This window comes from Desulfofalx alkaliphila DSM 12257, from assembly GCF_000711975.1.
In the GTDB taxonomy this organism is placed as follows: domain Bacteria; phylum Bacillota; class Desulfotomaculia; order Desulfotomaculales; family Desulfohalotomaculaceae; genus Desulfofalx; species Desulfofalx alkaliphila.
This window is the reverse complement of sequence record NZ_JONT01000022.1, coordinates 1-26,209: the sequence shown is the minus strand read 5'-3', so window position 1 is coordinate 26,209 and position 26,209 is coordinate 1. Positions and strand designations below refer to the sequence as shown.

General features: G+C 32.5%; 22 protein-coding genes and 1 pseudogene. 21 read left to right on the top strand and 2 right to left on the bottom strand.

Annotated elements, in window-relative coordinates; genetic code table 11:
* Nucleotides 1-215 (bottom strand): annotated as a pseudogene (locus BR02_RS0110970) (IS21 family transposase); the annotation flags it as partial.
* 1,089 nt (nucleotides 216-1,304) lie between these two features.
* Here BR02_RS0110970 and BR02_RS0110965 point away from each other — a divergent pair.
* The 21 genes from BR02_RS0110965 to BR02_RS0110860 all read left to right on the top strand — a co-directional run bounded on the left by BR02_RS0110965 (nucleotide 1,305) and on the right by BR02_RS0110860 (nucleotide 25,898).
* Nucleotides 1,305-2,489, top strand: coding sequence for a restriction endonuclease subunit S (locus BR02_RS0110965; protein ID WP_169738607.1), 1,185 nt, complete (start codon nucleotides 1,305-1,307; stop codon nucleotides 2,487-2,489).
* Between the two features lie 46 nt (nucleotides 2,490-2,535).
* Nucleotides 2,536-2,883, top strand: coding sequence for a hypothetical protein (locus BR02_RS0110960; protein ID WP_031517045.1), 348 nt, complete (start codon nucleotides 2,536-2,538; stop codon nucleotides 2,881-2,883).
* A 19-nt stretch (nucleotides 2,884-2,902) separates the two neighbouring features.
* Nucleotides 2,903-4,771: an N-6 DNA methylase gene (locus tag BR02_RS0110955; protein ID WP_031517044.1), complete on the top strand. Its 1,869-nt coding sequence runs from the start codon at nucleotides 2,903-2,905 to the stop codon at nucleotides 4,769-4,771.
* An 11-nt stretch (nucleotides 4,772-4,782) separates the two neighbouring features.
* Complete coding sequence (locus BR02_RS0110950) at nucleotides 4,783-6,222, top strand: restriction endonuclease subunit S (RefSeq protein ID WP_031517042.1); 1,440 nt, start codon at nucleotides 4,783-4,785, stop codon at nucleotides 6,220-6,222.
* 1 nt (nucleotide 6,223) lies between these two features.
* Nucleotides 6,224-7,282 (top strand): hypothetical protein, encoded by a 1,059-nt coding sequence (locus BR02_RS0110945; RefSeq protein WP_031517040.1) that lies wholly within the window; start codon nucleotides 6,224-6,226, stop codon nucleotides 7,280-7,282.
* Between the two features lie 86 nt (nucleotides 7,283-7,368).
* Nucleotides 7,369-8,328 carry a hypothetical protein gene (locus BR02_RS0110940; protein WP_169738606.1) on the top strand — a complete coding sequence of 320 codons (960 nt, stop codon included), beginning with the start codon at nucleotides 7,369-7,371 and terminating at the stop codon, nucleotides 8,326-8,328.
* A gap of 13 nt (nucleotides 8,329-8,341) precedes the next feature.
* Nucleotides 8,342-12,370 (top strand): hypothetical protein, encoded by a 4,029-nt coding sequence (locus BR02_RS0110935; RefSeq protein ID WP_031517036.1) that lies wholly within the window; start codon nucleotides 8,342-8,344, stop codon nucleotides 12,368-12,370.
* Nucleotides 12,367-13,170 (top strand): hypothetical protein, encoded by an 804-nt coding sequence (locus tag BR02_RS0110930; protein WP_031517034.1) that lies wholly within the window; start codon nucleotides 12,367-12,369, stop codon nucleotides 13,168-13,170. Before BR02_RS0110935 ends, BR02_RS0110930 begins: the two co-directional genes overlap by 4 nt.
* Nucleotides 13,160-14,308, top strand: a complete 1,149-nt coding sequence (locus BR02_RS0110925; protein WP_031517032.1) for a hypothetical protein — start codon at nucleotides 13,160-13,162, stop codon at nucleotides 14,306-14,308. The genes BR02_RS0110930 and BR02_RS0110925 overlap by 11 nt, the downstream gene beginning before the upstream one ends.
* A 39-nt stretch (nucleotides 14,309-14,347) precedes the next feature.
* Nucleotides 14,348-15,283: a DarT ssDNA thymidine ADP-ribosyltransferase family protein gene (locus BR02_RS0110920; RefSeq protein WP_031517030.1), complete on the top strand. Its 936-nt coding sequence runs from the start codon at nucleotides 14,348-14,350 to the stop codon at nucleotides 15,281-15,283.
* A 13-nt stretch (nucleotides 15,284-15,296) separates the two neighbouring features.
* Nucleotides 15,297-16,025: a macro domain-containing protein gene (locus BR02_RS14895; protein ID WP_084171027.1), complete on the top strand. Its 729-nt coding sequence runs from the start codon at nucleotides 15,297-15,299 to the stop codon at nucleotides 16,023-16,025.
* Nucleotides 16,026-16,036: 11 nt separating this feature from the next.
* Nucleotides 16,037-17,716: a helicase HerA domain-containing protein gene (locus BR02_RS0110910; RefSeq protein ID WP_031517026.1), complete on the top strand. Its 1,680-nt coding sequence runs from the start codon at nucleotides 16,037-16,039 to the stop codon at nucleotides 17,714-17,716.
* Nucleotides 17,709-18,353, top strand: coding sequence for a hypothetical protein (locus BR02_RS0110905; RefSeq protein WP_031517024.1), 645 nt, complete (start codon nucleotides 17,709-17,711; stop codon nucleotides 18,351-18,353). Before BR02_RS0110910 ends, BR02_RS0110905 begins: the two co-directional genes overlap by 8 nt.
* Nucleotides 18,354-18,357: 4 nt before the next feature.
* A complete protein-coding gene (locus tag BR02_RS0110900) occupies nucleotides 18,358-19,809 on the top strand; it encodes a serine/threonine-protein kinase (protein WP_031517022.1) in 1,452 nt (483 codons plus the stop codon).
* 24 nt (nucleotides 19,810-19,833) lie between these two features.
* Complete coding sequence (locus BR02_RS0110895; RefSeq protein ID WP_031517021.1) at nucleotides 19,834-21,072, top strand: hypothetical protein; 1,239 nt, start codon at nucleotides 19,834-19,836, stop codon at nucleotides 21,070-21,072.
* Nucleotides 21,073-21,287: 215 nt separating this feature from the next.
* The gene (locus BR02_RS0110890; protein WP_031517019.1) at nucleotides 21,288-21,623 is read left to right on the top strand and encodes a hypothetical protein; all 336 of its coding nucleotides are present in this window, start codon (nucleotides 21,288-21,290) and stop codon (nucleotides 21,621-21,623) included.
* Nucleotides 21,624-21,800: 177 nt separating this feature from the next.
* Complete coding sequence (locus BR02_RS0110885) at nucleotides 21,801-22,148, top strand: hypothetical protein (RefSeq protein WP_031517017.1); 348 nt, start codon at nucleotides 21,801-21,803, stop codon at nucleotides 22,146-22,148.
* Nucleotides 22,149-22,425: 277 nt separating this feature from the next.
* A complete protein-coding gene (locus tag BR02_RS0110875) occupies nucleotides 22,426-23,256 on the top strand; it encodes a tyrosine-type recombinase/integrase (protein ID WP_031517015.1) in 831 nt (276 codons plus the stop codon).
* A 186-nt stretch (nucleotides 23,257-23,442) separates the two neighbouring features.
* Nucleotides 23,443-24,447, top strand: coding sequence for a hypothetical protein (locus tag BR02_RS0110870; protein ID WP_031517014.1), 1,005 nt, complete (start codon nucleotides 23,443-23,445; stop codon nucleotides 24,445-24,447).
* Nucleotides 24,448-25,353, top strand: coding sequence for an S-4TM family putative pore-forming effector (locus BR02_RS0110865; protein ID WP_031517012.1), 906 nt, complete (start codon nucleotides 24,448-24,450; stop codon nucleotides 25,351-25,353).
* A 314-nt stretch (nucleotides 25,354-25,667) separates the two neighbouring features.
* Nucleotides 25,668-25,898, top strand: coding sequence for a hypothetical protein (locus tag BR02_RS0110860; protein ID WP_031517010.1), 231 nt, complete (start codon nucleotides 25,668-25,670; stop codon nucleotides 25,896-25,898).
* Nucleotides 25,899-25,952: 54 nt separating this feature from the next.
* On the opposite strand, the gene BR02_RS0110855 is transcribed toward BR02_RS0110860, so the two are convergent.
* Nucleotides 25,953-26,209: ATP-binding protein (locus BR02_RS0110855; RefSeq protein ID WP_031517008.1), on the bottom strand; the 257-nt coding region annotated here is incomplete at its 5' end.

Below are 26,209 nucleotides of genomic sequence, written 5' to 3'. Positions count from 1 at the left end.
ATCCTTTGATCTTCTACTAGCCAAGCCTCTATCCACTCTTCATAGCCGTCCATAACCCGTTGTTTACGCCTGCGTTTTCCTCTTGTTTGTAAATTTATCTCACCATCAGCATACTTTTTTGCTGTCTTCCAACAACATTTTACCCTAGTTGCTATTTCACTAATTGATGCACCTTCATTTTCCCGCAAATGTTTGATATACTCTATCTGAGTCACTGTTAGCACTCCTTTAATCCGCCTCCTTACTTTGTCGCTTAGAGGCTTATTTTAGGGATGCTATGCGGTGACTCCTTCTTTTTTGCTACTATGGAATTTTACGCTGCCATTCTCGGTACTTTTATATTACCAAAAACACACTGGCAGCAGTAGCATTTATTAAATTGATTAGGGTAGCATTTTCAGGTGAAAAAAACTGATAACCGAGGTTAAGGTTATTGGCAATTGTTGACCAATAATAACCAATGTTAGCCGCTATTACTGTTTGTTATCCATTATTAAACCTTGATAAGTGTATTATGAGCCTGTTATATAGTGGTTAATAACAGTTAAGAACCATTGTTAGTAGTTATTACTGGGTATAAACTGTTAAGGGCTATTAGTGATAATTATTAACTTTCAATATTGGCGGATATATTGAGATATACTGCCTGTTTAAGCGTAGAGGGAGTTGATTTTCCTAATTATTTTATTCGTGCCGAAAAAAATCGCTATAGAGGATGACTGTGCTACAAATAAAATAAATAAAAGGAACAAAATCAAAAGAAATAGAAAAAAATAGATATAAAATCCCAGTAGGCTAATATAGGGCTAAATCAGTATAAATAGGCTAAAATAGACTTTTTTAAAATAACCATTTTGTTTACAATCACAAAACGGTTATTTTTTTTGCTCAATTTTCGATGTGTTCCTAAAACAAGTAGAAGATTTACTCAATGAAAATGTAATGAAAATAAATAAAATAGATTTTGCGAGGAAAAAGAAGAAAAAATATGAATTAATATAAATAAAATAGGGAATTTGAGTAAATTAGAGATAATGCCTGGAAAATAAACGAAACGGAAAGGTTTAATTATTAATTTTAAGATCGAGTCCTTCAGTTTGATATTAGAAAAAAGTAGAAATATTTTCAATTGGTCCTTTACAAAAGAGAAATTATGCGATACAATTAATTTAAAATAAAAAAGAGAAATTATGCAATAGAAAGAAGGTGAGTTATTGGATTGCTGCTTCGTAGAACCACATTATATTCACCCGAAAAATATCTCTTACCGCTATACAATAAATCATTACAAAAGCATTAAGTCTTTGGAAGGTATTAAAACAGTAAAATTATCTAGCATTGCTACTGAAATAACTGATGGTACTAGGGTAAAAAGAAACTATATAGATGAAGGGATTAGGCTTATTAACGTAGGTGATTTTAAAGATGGAACAATATACCAACCATCCATAAAATCAATATCTGCAGAAGGTCTGAGGGAAAAAGATTACATAAAAGAAAACGATGTGCTGGTAACAGCGGTAGGCAGATCGGGTCAAGTTGTAAGGGTAACATCAAATTTAGAAGACTGTGTTATTTCATCAGATATTATTAGGATAAGGTTGAAGCAACCTTTTACAGCAAGAAGATTAGTTGCTTACTTGAATAGTGAAGCAGGTCAATATGCTCTTGAATCAATAAAAAGTGGATTGATTAATCGCATAAGTATTAGTGACATAAAGGAGTTAAAAATACCAGCGGATTATGAGAGCATCTCCTTTAATGAACCCATACAGACCAATAATAGAAAAGATGCATATAGGTTGTATGAGGCATGTAAGGATATTTTAAACAATTATATTGTGCAAGACGCTGATTTATTTAAAGTTTCTAATAGTGTTTATATAAACGGAAATGAAATAAATGTTGATAGACTAGACCCCAAATACTATACCTATTTTCAAAGTAAACTTTATAAAACAATTCATAATGGTTGTAGTAATATTTGTTGGCAGCCATTAGGTCAAGTGGTGAAAATTAAGAAGGCTATAAAACCTAAAATGGATGAAAACCAAATAGTTGAGTATATCAATATATCTAATGTAGATGACGATCTTTCCATTATTACAAGCACTGAAAGGGACTTATATAAAAACCTCAGCAGTAGAATTAGGTATGTATTAGAGAAAAATGAATTGATTACTGCAAAGTCAGGAAGTGCTACGGGAACAAAAAAACATGTGACGGCAGTGATTACTGATAAACATGAAGGGTTGATGGCTAGTGATGCTTTTTATAATATCAAGCCTGTAAGTATAGATCCTTTTTACCTGTTATTTTTATTCAAGCAGCCTATTATTTTAAAACAGATTGAAGCCGGTTCTATAGGTTTATATTTTAAGACAATAAACAGAAGAGAATTTGAAAGTATTCGTATTCCAAGATTGAGTATAACAGAAGAGTCTGAAATAGCAGAAAATATGAAGAATTATGTATATGCTCTAATGTAAGGTGAACTTATTCTTATTATCGCAAAAGAAAGGAGAAGGGAAATCTATGCTTGAGAAAGCATACGAGCAATTAAAAACTCCTAAAACATTATCTGAAGTGCATAGCAGATTTAATGAGATTGGCATCCAGTGGAATCAATCTCAAGTAAGATTGTTTTTAGAAATGGATAAAAAAATTACCAAAGAGGGTGGAATGTATTCAATAGGTGAAGGGGATATTGAGCAAAAAGTATTACGGATACTAGATCAGTTATTTAAAGAGAAGCCCAAAATTCCTTTGAGAAAAGTTATGGAGCAAATACCATTCACTATTAGTAAGGCAGAACTATTGGAAATAGTTGAAAACAGCCAAAACTACTATACACCTAATGGTGTGATTATTAGTAAGAAGTAAATCCAAGGAGGTAATATTAATGGAACAATTAAAAGACAAACTGAATGAATTAGGGTATAAGGAAATCATAGATGTTAATGAAATGGCTTTTATGGCAGGAGATAGTGGCGTTTATGTTTATGTTAAGAAAGTAGAAGATGGTACAGAATTAAGTCCTGAACTGGTAATAGAGTTCAATTATGAGGCCATGGAGTTAGATCCTTTCCCTAATTTCGCATGGATTACAAATGGTGTGAACAATGTTTATTTAAATGTAGAGGAAGAAAAAAGTATTTCAGAGATCCCTCCATCTGTAAATATGGACAAGAGTGTCATTAAAAAAAGAGAGTTAACTGAAAGAGACAAATGGTCCAATAGAATGTACAGTGAACTGCAAAAAAGGTTTGATGCTATTCACGAGCAAATTTATGCTTCTGGAGATAATGTTAACAACTCCAACGATGCCATAGATGAATTTTGTAAATTAATATTTATGGAAGAGTTTCGCCTCAATAATTCAGATTATATTTTAAGGGAAGGAAACCTTTCTGGTAGGAAATATAGCGAAATATTTCATTACAGTTATTTAGAAAATGCAAAGGATAGGAAGAAAGTAGTTGAAGAAATAAGGGAAGCCTTTAGAGAAATTAAAGATCACGAGGATTATGTGGCAATCGATGATGAGGGGGATAGGATACCAATTTTCCCTAAGGATGATTATTTAAAACTGCAAAATCCTAATATTTACGAAACAGTAATGAGAGCACTACAAGACCTTGGGGAGATTGAAGTAGATGGAGTAAAACGGCCTGCTACTCTATTAGATTTAACTGGAGATGTATTAGGTAGAGTCTTTGATGTTTTGTTAAGAGGAAAGTATGAAAATAAGGGTGGCATGGGTATTTACCTAACCCCAAGACAAGTGACGGAAGCCGCTGTAGAAATGGTAATGCATGATTTAAAAAAACAGAGGTCTTTTAAAATAATAGGAAAGAACCCTAAAACAGGGATGCCAACATTAAGAATACTAGATCCAGCGTGTGGATCTGCAGGCTTCTTAATTAAAGCCTTGGAAGAAATTAAAAATTACATGCTTTATGAATTGGCGGGAAATAAAGAACATCATAAAGCACAGTTTAAAGAAATGTTGGACCATTGCTTTGTAGGAGCGGACAGAAGTTCTGGGATGGTATTGAAGGCGAGAATAAATATGGCTCTACATGGGGCTTTAAAAGCACCTATCTTTCAAACTTTAAACTCATTAAGCAATACTAATCTAAAGCCAGAATCTTTTGATGTGATCATTACTAATCCTCCTTTCAAAAAAGGCGGAATATCTGTTAAAGATAAAGATGGTAAGTATTTGATAGAAGAATTATATTCTAGCGATATAGATGAAGACGGTAATAATAGGATGTCCTCAGATGGGCTATCATTAGGTTCTAAACCAAACAATAAAGGTGTGTGGAGCCCTGTTAATTCTGTTGACCCAGCAGTTCTTTTCATAGATAGATGTCTTCAATTACTGAAACCAGGTGGTTTGTTGATGATGGTAGTTCCAGACGGGATTTTGTCTAACTCAGGAGACCAGTATATTCGAGAATATATAATGGGTAAAAAGAACTCTGTTACCGGTGAATTTGAAGGCGGTAAGGCAGTATTAAAAGCGGTAGTAAGTTTGCCACAAGAAACCTTTAAATTATCTGGAGCAGGAGCAAAAACATCGTTATTATATGTTAAGAAGAAGGAACATCCAGGCGAAAAACAGGGACCGGTATTTATGGCAGTAGCCGATGAAGTAGGATTTGAGGTGAAAAATAACGTAGAGGTTCCCTTGGGTAATGACAGAAATGATTTGTTAAAGATTGTTGAGGCTTATAAAAAGGGAATTCCTGAAGATATAGAATAGGGGGTGAAGTGATGAATGGATATTCAATTATTAATAAAAAGCCATCGATAGTATGTCTAAATCAAAGATTAATTACTAAGTTAGGTGCTAATTATTATTCGATTAGAAAAATAGAGATGGTTGAAAAGATAATTAACTCTACTGAAGATAATAAAGCGTTAGGTTCGCTTGTAAAAACAAAAGAGAAAAGAATGAAACCTAAAGGAAAAGATAGTATTTATATCGGTCTGGCTAATATTAATTCTGATACTGGTGAAATAGAAGTTAATACAGTTGATGAAGCAAATATAGAGGGAACAAGTGTAATTATAGAGGCGGGTGATATTCTGTTCTCAAAGTTAAGACCAAACTTAAATAAAGTTGCAATTTGCCCTAAATATATTGGAAATGCTTTAGGATCAACGGAATTTGTCGTTATGGAATCTAAAATCATAGATAAATATTTCTTGTATTCAGTTTTGAAGTCTAATGTTGCTCTAAAACAAGTGATTGATATAACGACAGGATCCATATTGCCTAGAATAGATTCTGAAGATGTATTAAATATTCTTATCCCCATCCCCTCCCCAGAAATCCAAAATTACATTGGGGATAAAGTGCGAAGGGCGGAAGAATTAAGGGAAGAAGCGAAGCGGCTTGAAAATGACATAAACACTTTTTTCAATGAGAAGTTTAGCGATATTTATAAATCAATTGATGAATCTAAGGTATATCACTCAAAATTCACATGGAAGTCTGCTGAAAACATTAGAGATGTATTTAATGCCGAATATTTTACTTTGGTAGGAGATAAATATGAGCAAGTAATAAGGAAGCAAAAAGGGGTATATCTAGATGATTTATTAAAGGATTGTTTTATGGGCAAATCACCATCTCAATACGCAGATAAAGGTCCTAAAATATTAAAAGTTAAAAATCTTACCAATGGGGGATTGGATTGGTCTGATTCTGATCATGTAGATAAGGAATTCTATGTAAAAAACGAAAGATGCCATTTACAACATGGAGATGTTTTTATTATTCCAGCAGCACACTTGGCAAAATACATTGGAGAAAAAGTGGATGTTTATATACAAGGTATTGAAGGGATCAAATATCCTGATGCAATGGCATCTGGAAAGATTATTGTGATAAGGCCAAATTTTGATAAAGTGAATCCCATATATTTGTGTTTAGTAATGAGAGAGAAGTTCGTTTACCATCAGATTCAAAGACAAGTATCAGGTATAACTGCATCGTATTATCCTAAAGATGTCAGGCAATTATGTATACCTTTAATAGAACGGGAAAAACAAGATATGGTAGCCGATAAATATATTGAAATAATAAAATGCAAGGAACAAGCAAAGCAACTAATCCAAGAAGCAAAACAGGATGTGGAAGATCTAATAGAAGGCAAATTTGATATGTCTAAACTGAATAAAGATTCCGGTACAGAGAGCAGGTGTTAAGATGCTTGATGTAAAGAATTTAATAAGAGATCTGAATGACCTCTATGACTACGGCGAAGTGAAATACGACAGTTCTCTAACATATTTAATGGATTTAAACTTTATTAAAAGAATTGAAGATAGATACCTTATTACAAATAAATGGATTGATTTTAGTGGTAAAGTAACCAGAGAAGATTTAATATCATCTCTGGCTTGCTGCTATCCACTTCTATTAGATTACCTTTTATGGAAGGTCTATCAAGAAGCCTACGCAATTGGTCAGAGTGGAGATGGAGAGGCACTATATGAATTTATAGATCATATTCCTAAATTTGCAGAAAAAATATTAACAATTAGAGAGCAAAACTTTTCAGAAACCAATGAAATTAAAGCCTTTTATGGACCGATGTTTAAAGGATACCCTCAGTATCGCACTATCCTTACTCGATTGCAGTTTATCCAGTTGGCAGAAGAGGTAGAAGATACTGATGTTGAAAGGATAGGAAAAACTCCAAATGATATATGGGTAAAAGAACGGAAAGTAAGTTCTAATATACATTTAGAAGTTTTGAAAGAAAAAAATCTATATGCACTAACGCCTTACAAATATGATGATTTTCAGGTGTCAGAAGAGGTTAAGGAAATACTCTCCTACCCTTGGAGAACGTTTATAGTAGTTTTAGGAATGGTTATTTCAGAATACAAGGCAGAAGGAATTAATGGCATATCCATTAGACCTAAAGATATAAAGAACCCTTATACGGAACAACTTTTAGAGGCCTTTATCTATGACCATAAGGGGAAAGAACATAAAATAGGAGATTTTAAAGAGTTTGTAAAACAGTTTTGTGATAGAAACAATATACATTTATTCCCTAATAAGGCTCCGGAAGTTGATGTTATATTGTTTAAACTAATGGATAACAAGCAATTTACTTATAAAGACGGTGAATATGTTTTAAACTCCTCTTTTGATGATAGGCTCTACTCATCTGAAGGGATTATCATAAAAAACCGTGCTAGGAAATTTAAGAGTATGCTAAGAGATTACATTGAGGAATTGAGGAAATCATTATGAAAATACATATTACTGCGGATAGATTTTGGACTGATAATTCGTCCATTGAACGGTGGCCGGAGATATTATTAAGGTTGCCGGAGAAAATGGAATCTAATAGCAAATATGATATAGCAAAAACATATTTATCTTATCCCACTGATGACAAAGGCAGATTAGTGCGATCAGATGAATTCTATGGACTGTTTGGAGCCGAAAGAAAGCAAGAAAAGATTATTATTTCAGGTGCTAACTTTATTTCAAAAGGCAAAGAAGGATATTTTTTAACAGATGAGGCATTGGAATTGAGAAATTGTTACCAAAGAGATGATGGTTGGGAAAAGCAATTAGCAAAGCAATTATTAACCTATGCTATTAGAGTTCGGGCACTTGCTTTAGGAATTCTAAATAGCGACGGCCTTTGTTTTCCCAAAAAGTTTTTAGATGAAAACAGAGAAGCCTATGTTGAAGTCGATGGTATAAGATATTTTCTTTTAAATCCTTCAACATCTGTACCGAATCTAAATGACTTTATGAAAAAGTATAGCAAAGAGTCATTAGGTCCTTATTGGAAAAAAGAATTGAATATTGGAGATGAAGTGGAAATCCAATTGATGGGTACAACCAAAGAAACCCCTTCTTTATCACAGATAGGTACCTATTTAAAAATGCCATTGACCTTATTTAAGTATTTAGAATGGTTCAAAGAAAAAGATGAAGGGCTCTTTCAATTTAATAAGGAAAAAGTAAAAGAAGATATAGGTGAAGATGTTTTTAACAGTCTATTATTGAGTGGCTCATTAAAAGATACCGATATTTTAAAAGACTTAATATCAAAGTATGGAGATATTAGAGGATATTTCCCAGTAGAAATGGTGGGTAGTATTCTAAAGGAAAATATTGAACCCGAATCAAAGGAAAGTATTGATAAATGGATTGACCGTTATTTTATGCAAGGAATAGAAAGCGGTAAGTTTAGATTAATAGGTTATGAGCAAGGACAGCCAAGACATGGACGTGGACTATTGGGAGATAAGGAAAAACAGTTAATAAAATTAGAATTTTAGGAGGAATGATTTTATGAGTACATGGTCCATTAATGGAACCAGTGAGTTTCCACTTACTCAACCAATGGTAGGACAAAAAGAATTTTACAATGTTTTTAAATCATTCATTGGTACGGTAAAAGATGCAGGAATGGCTACTATATTCCCGGTGATTGGTAAATGGGGTATAGGTAAATCAAGGATTGGTTTTGAAGTTATTTCAGAGGCAATTGGAATAGATAAAGGTTGGATTATATCAGAGGACGGAGAGACGAAAAAAGTTAGAGTACTAAAGGAAAACTTTGAAGACGGTATTTTACCGATTTATATCCGTTATTCACAGATGCTCCATCAGGATTTAACCAGTGACAACTGGGTGGCGTATGGAACTTATACAGCCTTATCTTATTTAGCACAAGAACCTGATAGCAGTATGCAGGGGAGGGTAATGGAGGAATTACAAAATGCCCTGTTACCTTTTGGATTAAAAAAAGAGAAACTGAGAACTATCCTAAAGATAGGAGAGGTTCATCAAGATGATCTGCTTCTAGATATGAGGGGATTAGATGCAATGGTGAGGGAAGCCATGGGCTATCTAAAAAAATGTGGTATTGATCATCTTCTAATTGTGTGCGAAGAGGTTGAAACAGCCGGAGAAATTGCAAAATATGGATTAGAAAAGGATAAGGAAAATATTAATAAAGTTGATGGAGAAGCCATAAAGGTTATTTCCTCTGCCATTAAACATGAGGACACAAGAAAGAAGTATCCCAATATTTCCTTTATGCTGCTTTGTTCGCCGGTAATTGGCTATCACATTAAGGGTATAGGTGCCTTAGAAAGGAGAATTCCCATATGTGAGTTGAAAAATAATTCATTTGCAGATATAGCAGATTTTATGAATGAATTAAAAAAAGATGGGAAAATGAACTCTTACCCAGAAGGACTGGTTGAAGCCGCCTATACCATAGCCGGTGGGAACTTTGGCTGGCTTAATGTAATTATGGCAGAAGTAGATTACCGTATTGCAGGTAAGAAAGATGTAGAGACGGGAGAAGTTCTAGAGGATCTCTTAAATACGAGTTCCAGGTTCCAAAATAGTCTAATTGATAAAGCAGCCTTTGATTATATTAGTTGTAAAGAAAAGTATCGACCCATTATTAAAAATGCTTTACTTATGCAGTTACCTGTTAGGAAATCGAAGTATGAAGAAGATCAAATAGAAGCAATGATGCAAGCCAAAGCCTCTGACGGGACAAAACTTTTTAAAGAATTTTATGTAGTAAAGTTGAAAAAAGATTCACTAGGTGAGCAACTACATAATGTAGGTTATAGGCGATTGCAAGGCAATCAATTTGCCAATGCTTTTGGTGCCAGTTTTGACTTAGAAGTTCTCTTGAAAAACCTTAAGATGTATTCCCTTCATGTGGAAGAGCATGAATATATCATTGGAGCAGAAGAAGAAACTTTTTTAGACCAGATAAGAATGCTATATCCTGAAGAAGGAGTAGAAGAAGCGGCTAAATACATCTTTGAATTTGTAAAACAAAAAGTAGAGGAAGAAGGAATTGTTCCAACATATATAGGACCTAACTTTGCTTATTTATATCAATTAAACAAGCGATATAGAGTCGACAAAGGTGAGTTTAGTTATTTAACTGATGGGGAGAAGAACCAAGAGTTAGAAGAATATATTGAGGAAATGAAAAAAGATAAAGAAGGCGAGGTCCTTAGAATACTAACAGGAGCCATTAGAGCCTTAGAAATAAACTATAACGAAACAGAGACATTCCAATTAGCGGGAATGACTTGTATGAGAACAATCGTTGAAGAAGGACCTTGGCTAACAGTAAATCCTCATAATATAGTTACGATAGTTTGGGGAAAAGATGAAGAAAAACTTTATCAAGGATTGCAAGATAGAAGACTTCTTAATAAAGGTGTACATCCTATTTATGTTTTATCAGATACCCCTATAGATGAAACAATTGAAAAAGTAAAAAGAGATTTTAAAGAAGTCGGGAAATGCTTAATACCATTACAGATATCAAGGCTCCAAAAAGATATATTAGAGGTCATGTCTATTTCTAAGGATATGGTTGATTTTAGGGATTCTGCTAATCAGATAGGAATTGTGTATCGTGAGAAAATTAGAAAACTCAACGATTTCTTCATCCATGGGGCAAGGAAATGGTTTGAAGAAATTGATGAGAAGGGCTATATCCTAAGACCTATTATTTATAAGAGTCAGTGGGATTATAAGCAAATTGGTTTGTTGGCTAAAGCCTTTAAAAAAATGTTAGTCAATAATGCCACCATAGAACAACTGGGTTCTGATCCTAGCGTTAAACTTGATGATGGTGAATATCAAGACTTGCTATCTATTATGCGGCATGTCCATATCGGTACAATAATGGAGAAGAAAGGTTTCAAAAACACAGGAATTTTTGTGAATGACTCTAGTTCAGATGTTGATATTCCCAAGGCATTTATACACTTTTTGTCCTTTATAGGATTTAAAAATAGAAGCCTAAGGGACTTTGAAAGCAAATATTTCTTTAGTGGGTTTGACAAGGTAAAACCAAAGAAAATCATTGAACAATGGATTGAATTCTTTATAGCCTTAAAACTAATCTACAAAGCAGACGGTTTTATTAAAAGAGTCAATAACAATGACTTAAATGAAAGATATGAAAAAGTTAAGCACTGGTTTGATAAAGATTATATAGAAGAAAAAAATGAACTTAGGGAAATAATTGAAGGACCATATTTAAATGCATTAGATTTACAGAACCCAATCTATAAAGAAAAACTAGAAGATGCAAAAAAATACTTGGAACAGATTTCATTAGACGACTTGAGCAAATTAGATAGTGAAGATGTATTAGATAAGTGGTCAGGGATACTAAAAAAACTTGATCAGTTCTATAAGTTGGTGGACTATATTTATGATGAAGAGGGTTGGAAATCTTATAGTACATTTAGTGCCAATATTATAAAAGACCTTAAAATAGATGATAAAGAAAAGCCTCTTTGGTATAGAATTCGTCATATAAAATTGTTTCATGCGTATATCAAAGAGATTCAGGAACCGACCTCTAAAATGATTAACGAAATGATCGAGCAAATAAAGAAAACTAATTCGTATCGAAACATTGATTTCCCGATATTCCCTATAACAAACCTATTAAAGCGTTATAGCGTGGAATTAGAATATGCAACTAACTATAAAGAACTTACAACATCAAAATATAAAACAACGGTAAAAGAAAGTTATACTCTTGCTTATAATCTACAGACGGCTGAATATAGCAAGGCTATAGAAAGACTAGATCAAATTCTAAGTGAATGTGGTATTGAAGGCAAAGTGACAGCAGAGTTTAGGTGGTCGGATGATAAAGGAGTTATGGGAGAGTATAAATCTATTCTGAGAAACTTTAAGGAAATTGTGGACTTTTATTTGGATAAAATGCCTGAAGCCAAGCGGTGGGCAGGCTACTTTAATGATGCGCCAGATGATTTAAAAAACATGGTAGAGGTTAAGAACTTAAATAACTATATTGAAACTTTAGAAATCTTCTGCAATGGTGGTTTAGTCGAGGAGATAGATAATAAAGAAGAGGAATTAGAAGGGAATCCGTTGGAGTTTCTATCTCATTATAAAAAAATCATAGCAGAGATGAGGCAATATATAGGTCTAATCGAGGGTGAAAAGAACAATGTAATGGGGAAAGCCAAGGAAGAAAGAAATAAATTATATGATAATGATTTAATTAGTACTATAAACTGTATTCGCAGAGCCCAAGGGAAAGAGGTAGTAGGGCTAAATTTAGCAAGTTACCCTAGTGAGCAAACTTATGGATTATCCAAAAAAGTCATAGAAGATAAAATGAAAGATTTACTGCAGGAAGGAAGGGAGTTTTTCCAAGGTAAAAAGGTAACATTTGAATTCTTTAAAAATGTTGTTAAAAAAGACGGTGCAATAGATTGGAATGATTGTGATGAAGAAAAACGAGAACTTGAAGCCATGAAACTTATTAAGACTGAGGTAGTTGTATTATGATGGTTGTTCAAATACTTAGAGACTATAAAAATAGAACAGAATATAAGGTTCTTGAAAAGTTTATAGCAGTTAAAGAAGTTAATATTGATAGTCTTTCTGAAGGGATTTTACTGTTGCCAGGAATTCTTTTGGATAAATTAGAAAAAAAGGAACTTGAGGTTTTGAACAAATGGCTAAATACCCCTGACAATCAACTTATTCTCTCTCCTGCTTGGAAAGAAGTACGCCTGAACGATTATTTTGATCTTTCGTTGGGCTTAAAAGTTCAAAGAGAAGAGGGGCTGGAATTCGAAGGGGTTGAGTGTCAATATAAGATAGATGGAAAGATTCAAGAAAAGTTTTTCTCAAATGAACATGGTAACTTTGGAGTCCATTACCGTAAAGATACAGGAAGTGGTTTATTAACCATTATTACTTTACCATTATTGGATTATAAACTAAGTCATAAACATGATGAGTTTAAACAGTATTTTTATTCTTGTATAAACAAAAAAAGACCAAAAAACAAAAGGCAAAGCATAGAGCCGAAAGAATTTAAGATAAGCGAGGAACATTTGCAACTGTTTATGTTGTTTGCGGCAGGAGTAAAAAATGATAATGATATACAGGAAGCATTTAGCCAATATTTTAATAAAAATATAAACTGGGAAAGCATCAAATCCCTAGAAGAAGTTTTAACACAGCAAGGATTAATTGACAGCAGAGGTGTAAGTGCTAAAGGAAAACTATTCATAAAAGAAAAGCGGTTAAAATCCTTCATCAAAGTATTAGAAAGGAGGGAAAGTACTAATGAATGGTAGTTTTGATAAAGGAGTTCCTGTTTCTCAAAGTATAGTGGCTAATGTCCAATTAGGCTTACCAGCAACGGTATCTAAACTATCTAGCAAAATGAGGTTTATTGATAAGATAGCCCCTTTGCTTAAAGAACAGGGAGTGATTAGAACCCTTGATTTGATTCAGCCGATAACTATTAAATGTTCAGGAATTGCCACGAGTCATAGGACCATAAATGCTTTTGGAGGAATATTATATATTTCTGGTGCAGTAAGACAAGATATTTCCATTCAAGAAGGATCGATTTATCAAACGAAGCAAGAAAGTGTTGTAGATGTGGATGAATTAGATGATTTAGATTGGCAGAAAAAACTTAAATTTATCGATATGATAAATGCTTATAAATTATTAATGGATACAATGGAAGAGGTAGATTTACCAGAGTTAATTATTATGGATGTTCCATTATTATTAGAGAGAGCCGACACTCCGTTGTCTGAACGTGTTGACATTATGAAGTATTACGACTTGTGTAAAGAAACTATAGCCAAGTTTTGGAGTGAATATAAAGAGAAAATTTATCCCTTTAATAAGAACGGAGTAAAAATTGCATCCATTGGGGGTAAGAGGTTTGGTGCTATTTTCTTTGCTTTGACAAAAGAGAATCTAAAGTATGTTCCAGACGCTATAGGCGAAAGCATTACTTCGGAACTGGATCAATACATGTCAAAGATGCAAATGGTTGGAATCAAAAGATTGCTAAAGGGTATTTTGGTTAAGCGGTCTAGAACTGCGGCCTTTCAATTTGATGCGATAACGAAAGATAATCGTATGGAACCTATTTCTGTTAGAGAATTAGGACTGATGACTATGCATATTAAAGCAGGAAATAATACCCCACCTATGCTGATTGAAGTGCTCGGGAAGGTAGATGACTGGGATTCAGAGATGTTAGACAAGATTTGTGCAGAGATTATGACTCTAATTACTTTTGACCAAGCCAATGCCCTACCGATACCTCTTTGGTATGCCAAATATGCCCTTAAACCCATTGAAGCAAGACCTGGAGTTTTGGAATTTTATAAATCTCATGCTAAAGAAATGCTTAAAAATGAGAGTTTAGAGGCTATATGGAAAGAAGACTTAGATGTATTTGATCAATAAGTGAATGTTTTGAGTTAGTAAAACAGGGGGATATTATATATGAAAACAGATCATAAGCAGATTAGAAGAACGGTTGAACGATTGAAAAAAGTTTATGATTTTAAGGGTCCATTACATTTTACTGACTTTTCAAATTTAGGATCGATAATTAATTCAGGATATATTTATAGTAGAAGATTTTGTCATAATCATAATATTGAATTTTATGATGTTGCCGACCAAGAAGTAATTCGACATACTAAACTAGACGTGCAAAATTGTGTTAGATTCTATTATAAGGAAAAAACCATGACACTATATAGAAATGAAGGTATTAAGGTAGATGGTTCTCATCCTCATATTCCAATACCTGTGTATTTATTGTTTGATGAAGAAATCCTTTATTTAGACTATACAGTATTTGCTGATGGCAATGCAGGGTCACAGTATACAACCTATGGTAAAAATTATGAGTTTTTTAACGATATTATGGATTGGGACACAATATTTCATAGAGGGCCAATCTATTTAGATGAGGGATCATATAAATGGGAATTTAAGCGAAAACGTCAAGCAGAATTATTATCAACACAACCCATATCATTAGAGTATTTGAGAAAAATAATATTTAGATGTGATACTGATTATAAAAGGGCCTGTAATCTCTTTGGAAAAAATGACTTATATGTTGTAGATAGAAATATGTTTAATAATGAGAGAAATTTTATAAAGGATTATAGAATAGAAATAGATAATTCAATTAATAAAAGGAGTTTATTATTAACGTTCATTACTAATCTACCAGTTGATAACCATGCTAAACATGAATACAAATTGTTTAATATGAATAATGAGCAACTATCTAGGGTGCACATTGATTATCCACTAACATTTAATACCGAATTTAACCTTAAAATAGATAATATACCAAATACTCCATTTAAGTTTATGTTTTGGTTTTATGGTATATTAAGCATAGAAGAACAAATACAGTAAGGAGTTTTTTAGTATGATATATTACTATGATGGTACAGTTTTTAATACACCTGCTAAGACGTTAGTTAATACAGTAAATTGCTTTGGAATTATGGGGGCAGGTATAGCATTAGAATTTAAATTGAGATATCCTGAAATGTTCGAGGATTATGTAAGAAAATGCGAGCAAAAAGAAATAAGAATAGGGAGACCAAGATTATTCAGATATTCTGAAGACTTATGGATTATGAATTTTCCTACAAAAAATCATTGGAGAAATCCTTCTAAAATGAGTTATATAGAAGAGGGACTAAAATATTTTATTGAAAATTATAAGAAAGTAAACATCGATTCTATAGCCTTTCCCAAATTAGGCACTAATAATGGTGGATTGGATTGGAATGATGTCAAAACTGTAATGGAAAAATATTTGAAAAGAGCAGACATAGATGTATATATATGCTTGGACGAAAAGGAAGAAGCAGAAGGCATAGAGGCAAAAATGGTTAATTCACTCAATGAATTTACAGATAAAATGTTAGTTAATCAGATTGGCATTACAAAAAGACAAGCGAATATTGTCAAATCTAATATGCCGATTAAAAGATTTTGGGAATTAAGTAAGGTAAAGGGAATAGGAGAAAAAACATACGAAAAATTATTTAGGTATTTTTATGAAAAAGAATTATTGGTAGAAGATCTCAGAAATAAGAAGGATAATAAGATGGAAATTCAGGTTGGAGAACAATTAAGTTTATTTTAGGGGGGCAATAGATGGATAAGTATATAGGAAAACTAATTGGAAATACAGGGAATCCAAATGACATTAAGATTGCATTAGAAGACAGTTTCTCTGCCAAAAGGGGAGAGTTTGTTAAAATTAAACATAAGGAATCCATGGATGAACCAGAGACTTATGTCCTTGGAAGAATTATATCTATTTCAAGAAGCAACATACTTTATAATTCCAATATGGGGGAAGGACTATCAGAGTTAGAAATATTACCCGGTGCCCAAGTTACAGGGGAAACTTTATTCGGAACTATCGAATTGGTAGGATATAGGGATAGTTCAGGGCAAATTAAGATTCCACGAAGACCTTTAAACCCCGGTGAAAAGGTTTATGGTGTAGACTATGAATTCTTATCAGGATTTTATAAATTTGATGAAAATACAAGTATTCATATTGGAAATCTGATAGGTTATGACAAAGGAGAAAATATTGTCCCTGTTTACTTAGATGTTAATAAACTTGTTACAGAGCATTTGGCTGTATTGGCCATGACCGGTTCAGGAAAGTCTTATACTGTGGGAAGAATTATTGAAAGATTAGTCGCACTAATGAATGGAACAGTGGTGGTATTTGATGTTCACGGAGAATATGGTAAAGCATTTGCAAAAGGAGAATTACAATTTAATGAGGATATTGACAGTATAGAGGATGCAAGAGATAGAGAAAGTATCATAAAAATTCAGGAGATGATGAGAAAACTCCTAAATGCTGGTGGGGGTATAAAAGTTTATACTCCACAGATCGATGCCTTTGATTATAAGTATATGAATAAAAATAAACACCTTGCATTGCAGTTCGACCGTTTAGATATGGACGATTTATCCTCAATACTGCCTGGGTTAACAGAGCCGCAAGAAAGGGTATTAGATGTAGCGATTCGCTATTGGCAAGCAAAATACAGTAATCCACCAAGAGATATACAAGATCTAAGGGAGATTTTATCTGGAGATTTAGAGGAACTTAGGGAATGGGAAGAATTAAGCCCTGCGGAAGCCAGAGCATTGAATGGAAGAAGTGCAGCAGTTGCGGCAACTAAACTAAACCGTGTGATCAACGAAGCAAAAAGTTTTTATACAAGGGCAATTGGAGAACCAAGTGACATCTATGATATGGTTGGTGAAAAAGGAGACAACATAGGAAGATTGGTTATTATTGATCTACAAGGTTTATCTGACGATGCAAAGCAAATCATAACTGCTCTTATTTCAAGCGAAATAATGAGAGCAGCAGGTGATAAAAGAAGGCAAACAAGACCATGTTTTCTTGTCTATGAAGAAGGACATAATTTTGCACCTGCAGGAATCCCTTCTATATCCAAGAAGATTATCAAGAAAATAGCCAGTGAAGGTAGAAAATTTGGAGTTGGCTTCTCTATAATTTCTCAAAGACCTTCTAAATTAGACCCAGACGTTACATCCCAATGTAATACTATAATTACGATGCGTTTGAAAAATCCCGATGACCAAAGATTTATGGCTAAGACAAGCGATATGTTTTCAAAAGCCGATATAGATGAACTCCCTTCCTTGAGTACAGGAGAAGCCTTAATAAATGGTCGCTCAATTCCCGCACCTTTATTGGTTAAGGTAGGAACAAAAGCATTGATACACGGAGGAGAGTCTCCAGAGGTGACTAACGAATGGGGAGTTTTTAATGGTTAGAGAGAGACTGATACAAGCCATCAGAGAAGAAATGAAAACAGGGGAAATTAGGAAAAGATTTTTCCCTATGATGACAGATTTTGGGGTTAGGGATTATTCTGAAACTGTACATACAATGGGACTAAATTATTTAACTGCTATTGGTAGGACTATTAGTGACACTACTGCTATTTCAGAATGTCCTGTTTATCCTTATGAAAAGCAAACATTTATGGCAGAGAAGGTTGCAGAAGAATCTGGGGAATATCATATTGACAAAAAGCCAGCCGTAAGACCAGATTCTATTTGGTATTCAACAAAGGATAATCAACCTTTGCTACTCTGTGAATTTGAAAGATATGATAATAGTCGATTAAAGAATCGAAAACTGGAAGAAAAAATACAAAACCTCCTTATTGCATACCATCAGTTAGGAGGAAATATACCATTAATACTATTTGTTTATTGGACTTACCCTAAGGTTACTCCAGGGGATATATCCAACTATATACGAATTTTTGATGAAGGATTTACTATGGGTAATGGGACAAGGGTTCCCGGTATTGATGGTAGAAAAACATCTTATTTAGTTTACCATTGTGTGGCGTCTGGAGATAAAGACAACCTAACGTTTAACCAATGGATAAAAGTGAGGTGATGAAATGGCAAGAAGGGCTTCTGATTTTTATCCTAAAAGGGATTTAGTTTTAGGCGACAAGTATATTTTAAAAGAATATATAAATGAAGGAACCTTTGGATATGTTTGGTCTGCTATTAATTTAGAAACAGAGGAGTTAGTTGCTTTAAAAATACCTAAAGATCAAGAACGTGGAGATAATGCATTATCAGAAGGTATAAAACTAATTGGTGATTCTCATCCAAACGTTATTAAAGTAAATTGGATGGGCAGATTAGATGGGGTTTTTGTTATTGAAATGGAGTTTTTTGAAGGAAAAACCTTGGCAGAAGAATTAACTGACGAAGGGTTCAAAAATCCAAAAACAATTAAAGAAGTAGTCTTGATTTTTTTAAAAATATTAGAAGGTGTGAAGTTTTTACATAATAAAAATATTTGCCATGGTGATATAAAACCCCATAATATCCTCTTTAATGATAGAGAAGTAAAATTGACGGATTTTGGAACAAGTAAATTTATCGAGAATGTTTTTGTGAGGACTGTAGACGCTGGAGGAACGTGGGCTTATATGGCTCCAGAAATAGCAGGCTCTAACAAAAGGTATCTTATTTCAGACATCTATTCTTTGGGAGTTCTGCTTTATCAGTTGTTAACTGGAAGAACACCTCATGAAACTCCTATTCAGGTAATTAATAATGTTCCTTTTCCAAAACCGAGGGAAATTAACGACAATATACCTATAAGCATCGAAGAGATTATTTTAAGGGCATTACAAAGAAATCCAGAGGATAGGTATCAAAGTATTGAAGAATTGAAAGAAGATATTACTAAAAAGGTATTAGGTACTGAACAGCAAGCACCTTTGATGTCTTTAAGCATAGTAGAGAAAATAGCCTACGATGATTGGATGCAAAATGTCATTAATCTATATAATAATAACCGGTTTCAAGAAGCAGAAGTGTTTCTTCGTTATCAGAAAGAGAACGGCAATAACACTCCTGATATTATCTATCACATGGCTTATGTGTATTATAATTTACAAAGATATTTTGATAGCCTAAGTCAAATCGAGAAAATTGAGATAGATAAGGTAGAAGCCATTCGTAGAGAGGCCTTTAAAGATAATATATTTTCCTTAAAAGCAAAGATTTATATAGAACTTAAAAAATATGATGAAGCCATGATGTTGTATGAGTACTTATCAAAGAAGAATCCTGAAAATATTAATTATAAGTATAGATTGGCAATAACTTATGGTTTGATTAACAAGCCTGATGAAGCAATTAAATTGCTAGAAGAAATTAATGAAGAAACACCGGGACTACTATACATCGTTAAGAAATTAGGGCATGCCTATGATATTAAGAAAGAGTTCAGTAAGGCTAGGGCATATTTTAAGTATGCTCTAAGAATGGATCCGGGAGATATGCTAATTCAAAATAGATTGAAGGTATATGACCAGTACTTGAATACTTAACTATTTTTGTTAAGGGGGGATAATTTGAAAGAAAAAATACTCACAGAAATAACTAACTATTATTTACAGTCAAGGGATTTTAACGGCTTACCCTTGGGACAATTAGATAATGACCAAGAAGATCTTATTTGTGAATTAATAGATGAGGGGAAAATAGAAGTATTATCATCCAATTTTGTGCTTAACCCACATATTAAAGCCTTAAAACTAGATATTGATAAGGAAGAACAGAAAAGGGCAGTTAAAGACAGGGCTGGTTCAGTTGTTTTGTATCCAACAGAAAAACATCTAAAATCAATGAATCTTTTTACTGAAAAGCCTTTCACCAAAATGCTTATGGAGGGTAAAGAACAACTGGATATACTATTTTTCGATATAGAAATATTGGAATCATATTTTCAAAATCCTAAATATATTGTTTTTTCTTCTGATTATAGAGGAAGCATAGTAACTTCAGACGATTTTGTTAATGAAGATCTAGAAGGTGAATATATCAAAGATTTTGGCATAGGTTATCACAAAAAGAAAGGAAACCATGAAAGAGTTGTAGGTGTTTTTTTGAGAGATTTAGCGGAACTTTCGTTGAATGCTCAATTAAAATGGAAAATAAATTACTTGGAAAAACAAGAAGATTACTTTATAAACAGTGGCTTCTATGACAATTTAATATTAGGAAAATGGATTGATGAAATTTCTATTTATGATGCACTATTAGACGAAATGAAAGTTATAAATTCTATGTGTAACAATATGGGGATTCCGAATTTATTCAGGAAAACATTTGAACCGCATACTGCCGAAAAGCCAGAAGATTATAGAATGATTTTCCTTCCGACACTAAAAAACTATTATGCATTTATATTGTGCCTTGAAAAAATGATTATCCATAATATCAATCATAAAACATTTACAACTGCTGCTAGATACATAAGACCAGTTGATAGGAAAAATGGAGATGGAAATCCCAAGGGGAGTCTAGTAATGTTGGAGGAATGGCTAAAAAAGAATATAATAACTAATGAAAACTTAGATGAACTTATCATAAATCCGTTAAAAGCAATTCGAAAGATAAGACAAGTGCCAGCCCATGAAATATATTCGAACAAATATGATAAATCATTAATTAAGAGACAAAATGAAGTGATTTTAGAAACATATAGTGCCATTAGAAGCATAAGGTTATTTTTTGCCAATTATCCTGGAAATAAAGATATTAAAATACCGGAATATTTGATAACAGGAGAGAATATAAGAGTTTACTAAAAAAGTTAAGCATTGAAAGTTTTAATAAAAATCAAGTACAGGGTGTAGACAAAAGTAATTTTGCTCCCCTGGCTTTTTATTTTTGTTGCAGATGTAAAATAAAAGGATCAAAATATTTTAGTTTCATGTAATAAATAGATATCAAGTCTAGAAGTTATGTGAAAGTGATGGTACACTGTACACGCTTTAAAAAACAGAGAATAGGAGGGGATGTAATGCGTGAAATTAAGAATTTAGATGCTTTAGAACTATCCGAGTCACTATTAGATACTTACAAATGCGTTCATGGTTTTGGATTTAATGGCCATTTTATATCATTAATACCAACAAAAAATTATTATTATTTAGCCTATAAACACAGGGATAATCTTGATGAACATAGGCTTTTCAAATTTGTTGAAGTAAAGGAATCATATGAAGAAAATGAAATTTATAATGTTTTATTGGAGATTAGAAAAGCATATGGCCATGACCATGAAAAAAGTGAATATGATGAGGATTACAAGGAAGTAATAGATTATCTGATAAGTAGAGGAGATAAGGGGATTTAGGAAAATTGTTCAAAATATTGCTGCCCAAAAATTTGACAGCATGAGTAGTTTGAAATATCATTATAAGTGATAATAAAATAATATTAAATCAAAGTAAACTAACATAGCAAATTTGCCCAGATAAGAGGGTCTTGCCGTGTTAGTTTTTTTGTTTATTTAGAAAGGAGAGATGTTTTTATGAGTAGGGTTAATGTTTATGAAAGTGAATTTTGTAATAAGATTGTTGCCAGAGTAAAATATAATGAAAAATTAGATTACTGGAATGGACGTAACTGGGGTAATGGAGGATTAGGAATGCATAAAGGCATTACCAAGTTAAAAGACGGCAGGTTTGTTATTATTATAGGTTCTCAATTTCAAGGATCAAAGGACTATGCTTATATAGTAAGTAAAGAAGAGGCATTACAGGAAGTTTTAGAGTCAGGCAATCTGGAACTATTGGAAAAGCAAAAATTTGCTGAACTAAAAACTCTGTATGAGAAATTATGCGAGTTAGAAGAAATTGATGAAGCAGAAACTACTTAAGGGTAATGAAAAGGTTATAAAGGGTTATGTAGGGGGTCGGGTGATAAGCCTAGACTCCTTTTTAAATTGCAACTGCTTTTGTAGATTACCCCAATTTATATTTGTAATACTTAGTTTACAAAGAGATTGGGCTAAAAATTTTTTCAACATAATATAAATTATGCTGCAGAAGGTCCTGACCTTAGTTGCAAAAAGCGGTAACATCAATATATGAATTCAACATAATTTACGGGAATTTAGAAACTTGATTGGCAACATAATTTATGGAGGTGAAATTTTGTTAGAAGAATTTAGAGAGTACTTAACATCGCAAGGAAAAAGCGAGAATACTATCAATAGTTATTATTTGCATATAAAAGGTTACCACCAATGGTATTTGGTATCCTTTGGCAGAGAATGTTCGGTGCTATACCGGGAAAACATCTTAGATTATATCAGTTATCTTCGTAATATTAAGAAAGATACTGGTAGAACAATAAATTGCAAGATTAGTGCATTGATAAAGTATAATGAATTTTTGATTGAGAAAGGAATACAGCAAGACCAAGTAGTTTCAAAGAAAGATAATATTAATGTACAGCAGACATATGCAAACCCTTCGGATATAACTAAACAGGAAGTAGATGCTTTTAGACAACAACTATTAGAGAATGGGCATCGAGATATTTATTGTTTGGCCACATTATTAGCATATGCAGGTTTAAGAATTAGTGAAGCACTTAATATTCAGTTAACAGACTTCAATTTAACAGTTGGAGAGTTAAAGGTTAGGGGTAAGGGAGATAAAGATAGAGTTGTTTATTTAAATGATAAGATTATTAATAGTATAAGTGAGTTCTTAAGAGTGAGAGAAAGTGAAAGTCCGTATTTATTTGCAAATAGTAATGGAAAGATAATTCATAGGTCAACAGTTAATAAGATTTTTAATAAATATAGTGATAAGATCACGCCTCATGCATTGCGACATTATTTTTGCACGATTGCTTTGGAGGGCGGGCTATCAGTTCATGAGGTTGCCTATTTGGCAGGCCATAGCAATATTCACACTACGCTTATATATTTGAATCCGAGTAGAGAGGCAATTAGGGGAAAAATAAATAACCTGTAATTAAAGGCTATGAAAAGGTTCATAGCCTTTTTTGATCAGATTCCAATAACGATACTTTGTACCTACATTATACATAATATAGTAAAAAATCTTATAAATTATGAACTTTAAATTGGAATAGTGTATAATATTGTTAAAGAATTAATGGAACGTTATGGGATTATATGAATTTTAAGGGGTGAAAATATGGCGACAACTGTAAATAATGCATTTAAAGAGTTTATGCGAGATAAGGTCAACTTGGATCCGGACAAAACAAAAACTGCAAGAAAAAGCAGGGACAATCTTATAGATAATATACATAGTTTGGGTTCTAATGAAGATTTTTTCAATTTATATCATGACATTGATATTGCATTTGGCTCATTTGCAAGAAAAACAAAAATAAGACCCTTAGATGATATTGATATAATGATTGGGATTAACGGTGACGGTAGCACTTATTATGATTCAGGCTATGAGGTTAAAATTTATGTAAATGATGATAATTCTCCACAAAAGAGTTGTTGCAATGACAATACTAACATACTCAATTCAACAAAAGTTATTAACAAATTTATAAAAGAACTTAAAAATTTAAACGATTATAAGAAAGCGGAGACCCATAAGAATGGTGCGGCAGCCACCCTTCAACTAAAATCTTATGAATGGAATTTTGATATTGTACCATGTTTTCGAACAACTAAAGAATCTGATGGCCGAGATTATTATTTAATACCAGATGGAAAGGGAAATTGGCAAAAAACAGATCCACGCAAAGATAGGGATAAAGTAACTACTTTGAACCAAAAACATAATGGATTAATGTTAGAGACTATAAGATTGGTAAAGTATTGGAATAGAAGACCTACAATGCCATTGATGCCATCTTATGCATTAGAATGTTTATTACTACAATATTTTGATAGCGTAGATAGTGTAAGTGATTATATTGATTTAAGATTTAGAGATGTTTTATATTATATCAAAGATAACATTTGGTATTCCATTAATGATCCAAAAGAAATTCAAGGAGATTTAAACACACTTACATATGATGAAAAACTGAAAATTTCAAACAAAGCAGAAAGTGATTATGAAAAAGCAAAAGAAGCGATTTCTGCAGAAATAGATGATAAAGATCATGAGAAAGCCATTAAAAAATGGGCTGAAATATTCGGAAGCGAATTTCCAGAATATAGCGAGGATTAGATGGATATGGATAGTAGTAATGATATTAATATAAAGCAAAACACCGAAGAAATTCTTTTATATTTGTTTGCCCAGAGGAAATTGTACTCATTGAGTAAAAGAGCACTTCATATAATGTTATTTGTTAATCTTATTTTTTATGTTTTAGGATTAATCAATACGATTCAGAGCAATAATTATTTTAAAGCGATATATGTTATTTGGGGGGTAACTTTTTGTATATTATATATTAGAGAAGGTGAAAGAATAAATACTGCTGCTACAATGCAGGAACTTATAGACAGAAAATTATATGGGTTCGATACATACGCTCCTTTTCTGAAAGTGACGAGCCTGCATAAAATAGCATTGGAATTAAAAACAAAGTTTCCAAAAGAGTTTATTGAACAAACAAGTCGTAATGGGCAGCAAAAAGGGGTTAAGGATTGGTATTCAGATGTATCAGGAGTTTCTATTGAAAAAGCAATTATACTTTGTCAAATAGAAAATAGTGATTGGGAAACTCAACTAAGAATGAAGTATCAAAAACTAAATATATTATTGCTTGTAATTTTGCTATCAGTATATGTTGTTATTTTTTGGAATAATAGTGTAGAAAATTTAATAATAAAACTATACCCCATATTAACAATTGTAGTAGATAGACTTTCTTATATATATAAGAACTATAAAAACATTAAAAGTAGTAAAGATATTAACGATAGCCTATATCAAATTTATGAAAACATTGAGGAATTCACCAAAGAAGACATTTTAAATAAAGCCAAAGAGATTCAACATTGTATTTATGAAAGAAGAAAAAACTTTTCTCCCATTCCCAATTTATTCTATCACCTAAATAGGGAGAAGTATCAAAGTTATTCGAACCAGTATATTTTGGATCTAAAGGAAAAACTAAAAAAGTAGGCCATGGTAATGTTCATACTACACTTCTTTATTTAAATCCGAGTAGAGAATCAATGAGAAATAAAATTAACCAATTATAATGTGCTAATATTCGGACTATGACAATCGGTCATAGTCTTTATTTTATATTCTATGTGAAAATGACAAAATTCTTCCATTTGTTGTATAATTAAATTATGTTGAATTGTTTGCGATAAAAAATAATGAGATATTTACTTAAGTATTTAGGATGTAAAACAGTAATTTCTCTGATGAACGACATTTAAATAGTAAAAGTTGAGTATTATAAGGGAACTAATCTGGAGGGGATCATTATGAGCCTGGAACACGCTCATAAAGGATATGAATATCAAGATCTATTGTCTGCATTATTTATTGTAGAACAATTATTAACAACTAATAATGCAAAATTTAAGATTGATAAAAAGGAAAGTAAGAATGACAAGTTTGATGATATAACAATAATATCTGATAATGGAACTTTCAAAAGGCAAATAAAATATAGTGAAGACAAAATTTTAGGAAAAGCTGTATTTGGCAAGTAGGAAATGTATGTAATGGCAGTTAAAAATGCATTTACTTGCCAACATCCCAAAATTCTAGTTTTTCAGTAATGATTCTTTGTATCTAAAACTCTCCCCGTTAAATATCAGCAACTGTGAATGATGAATTAATCGGTCAATTACAGCTTCGGTTAGTATCTGGTCTACAAAAACATGGTTCCATTGAGAAAATGATAAATTGGTTGTGATAATTATACTTTTGCCTTCGTAGCATAATGAAATTACTTGAAAAAGCAATTCCGCCCCGGCTTTATGGAGTGGGATGTACCCCAGCTCGTCCAGAATCAATAAAT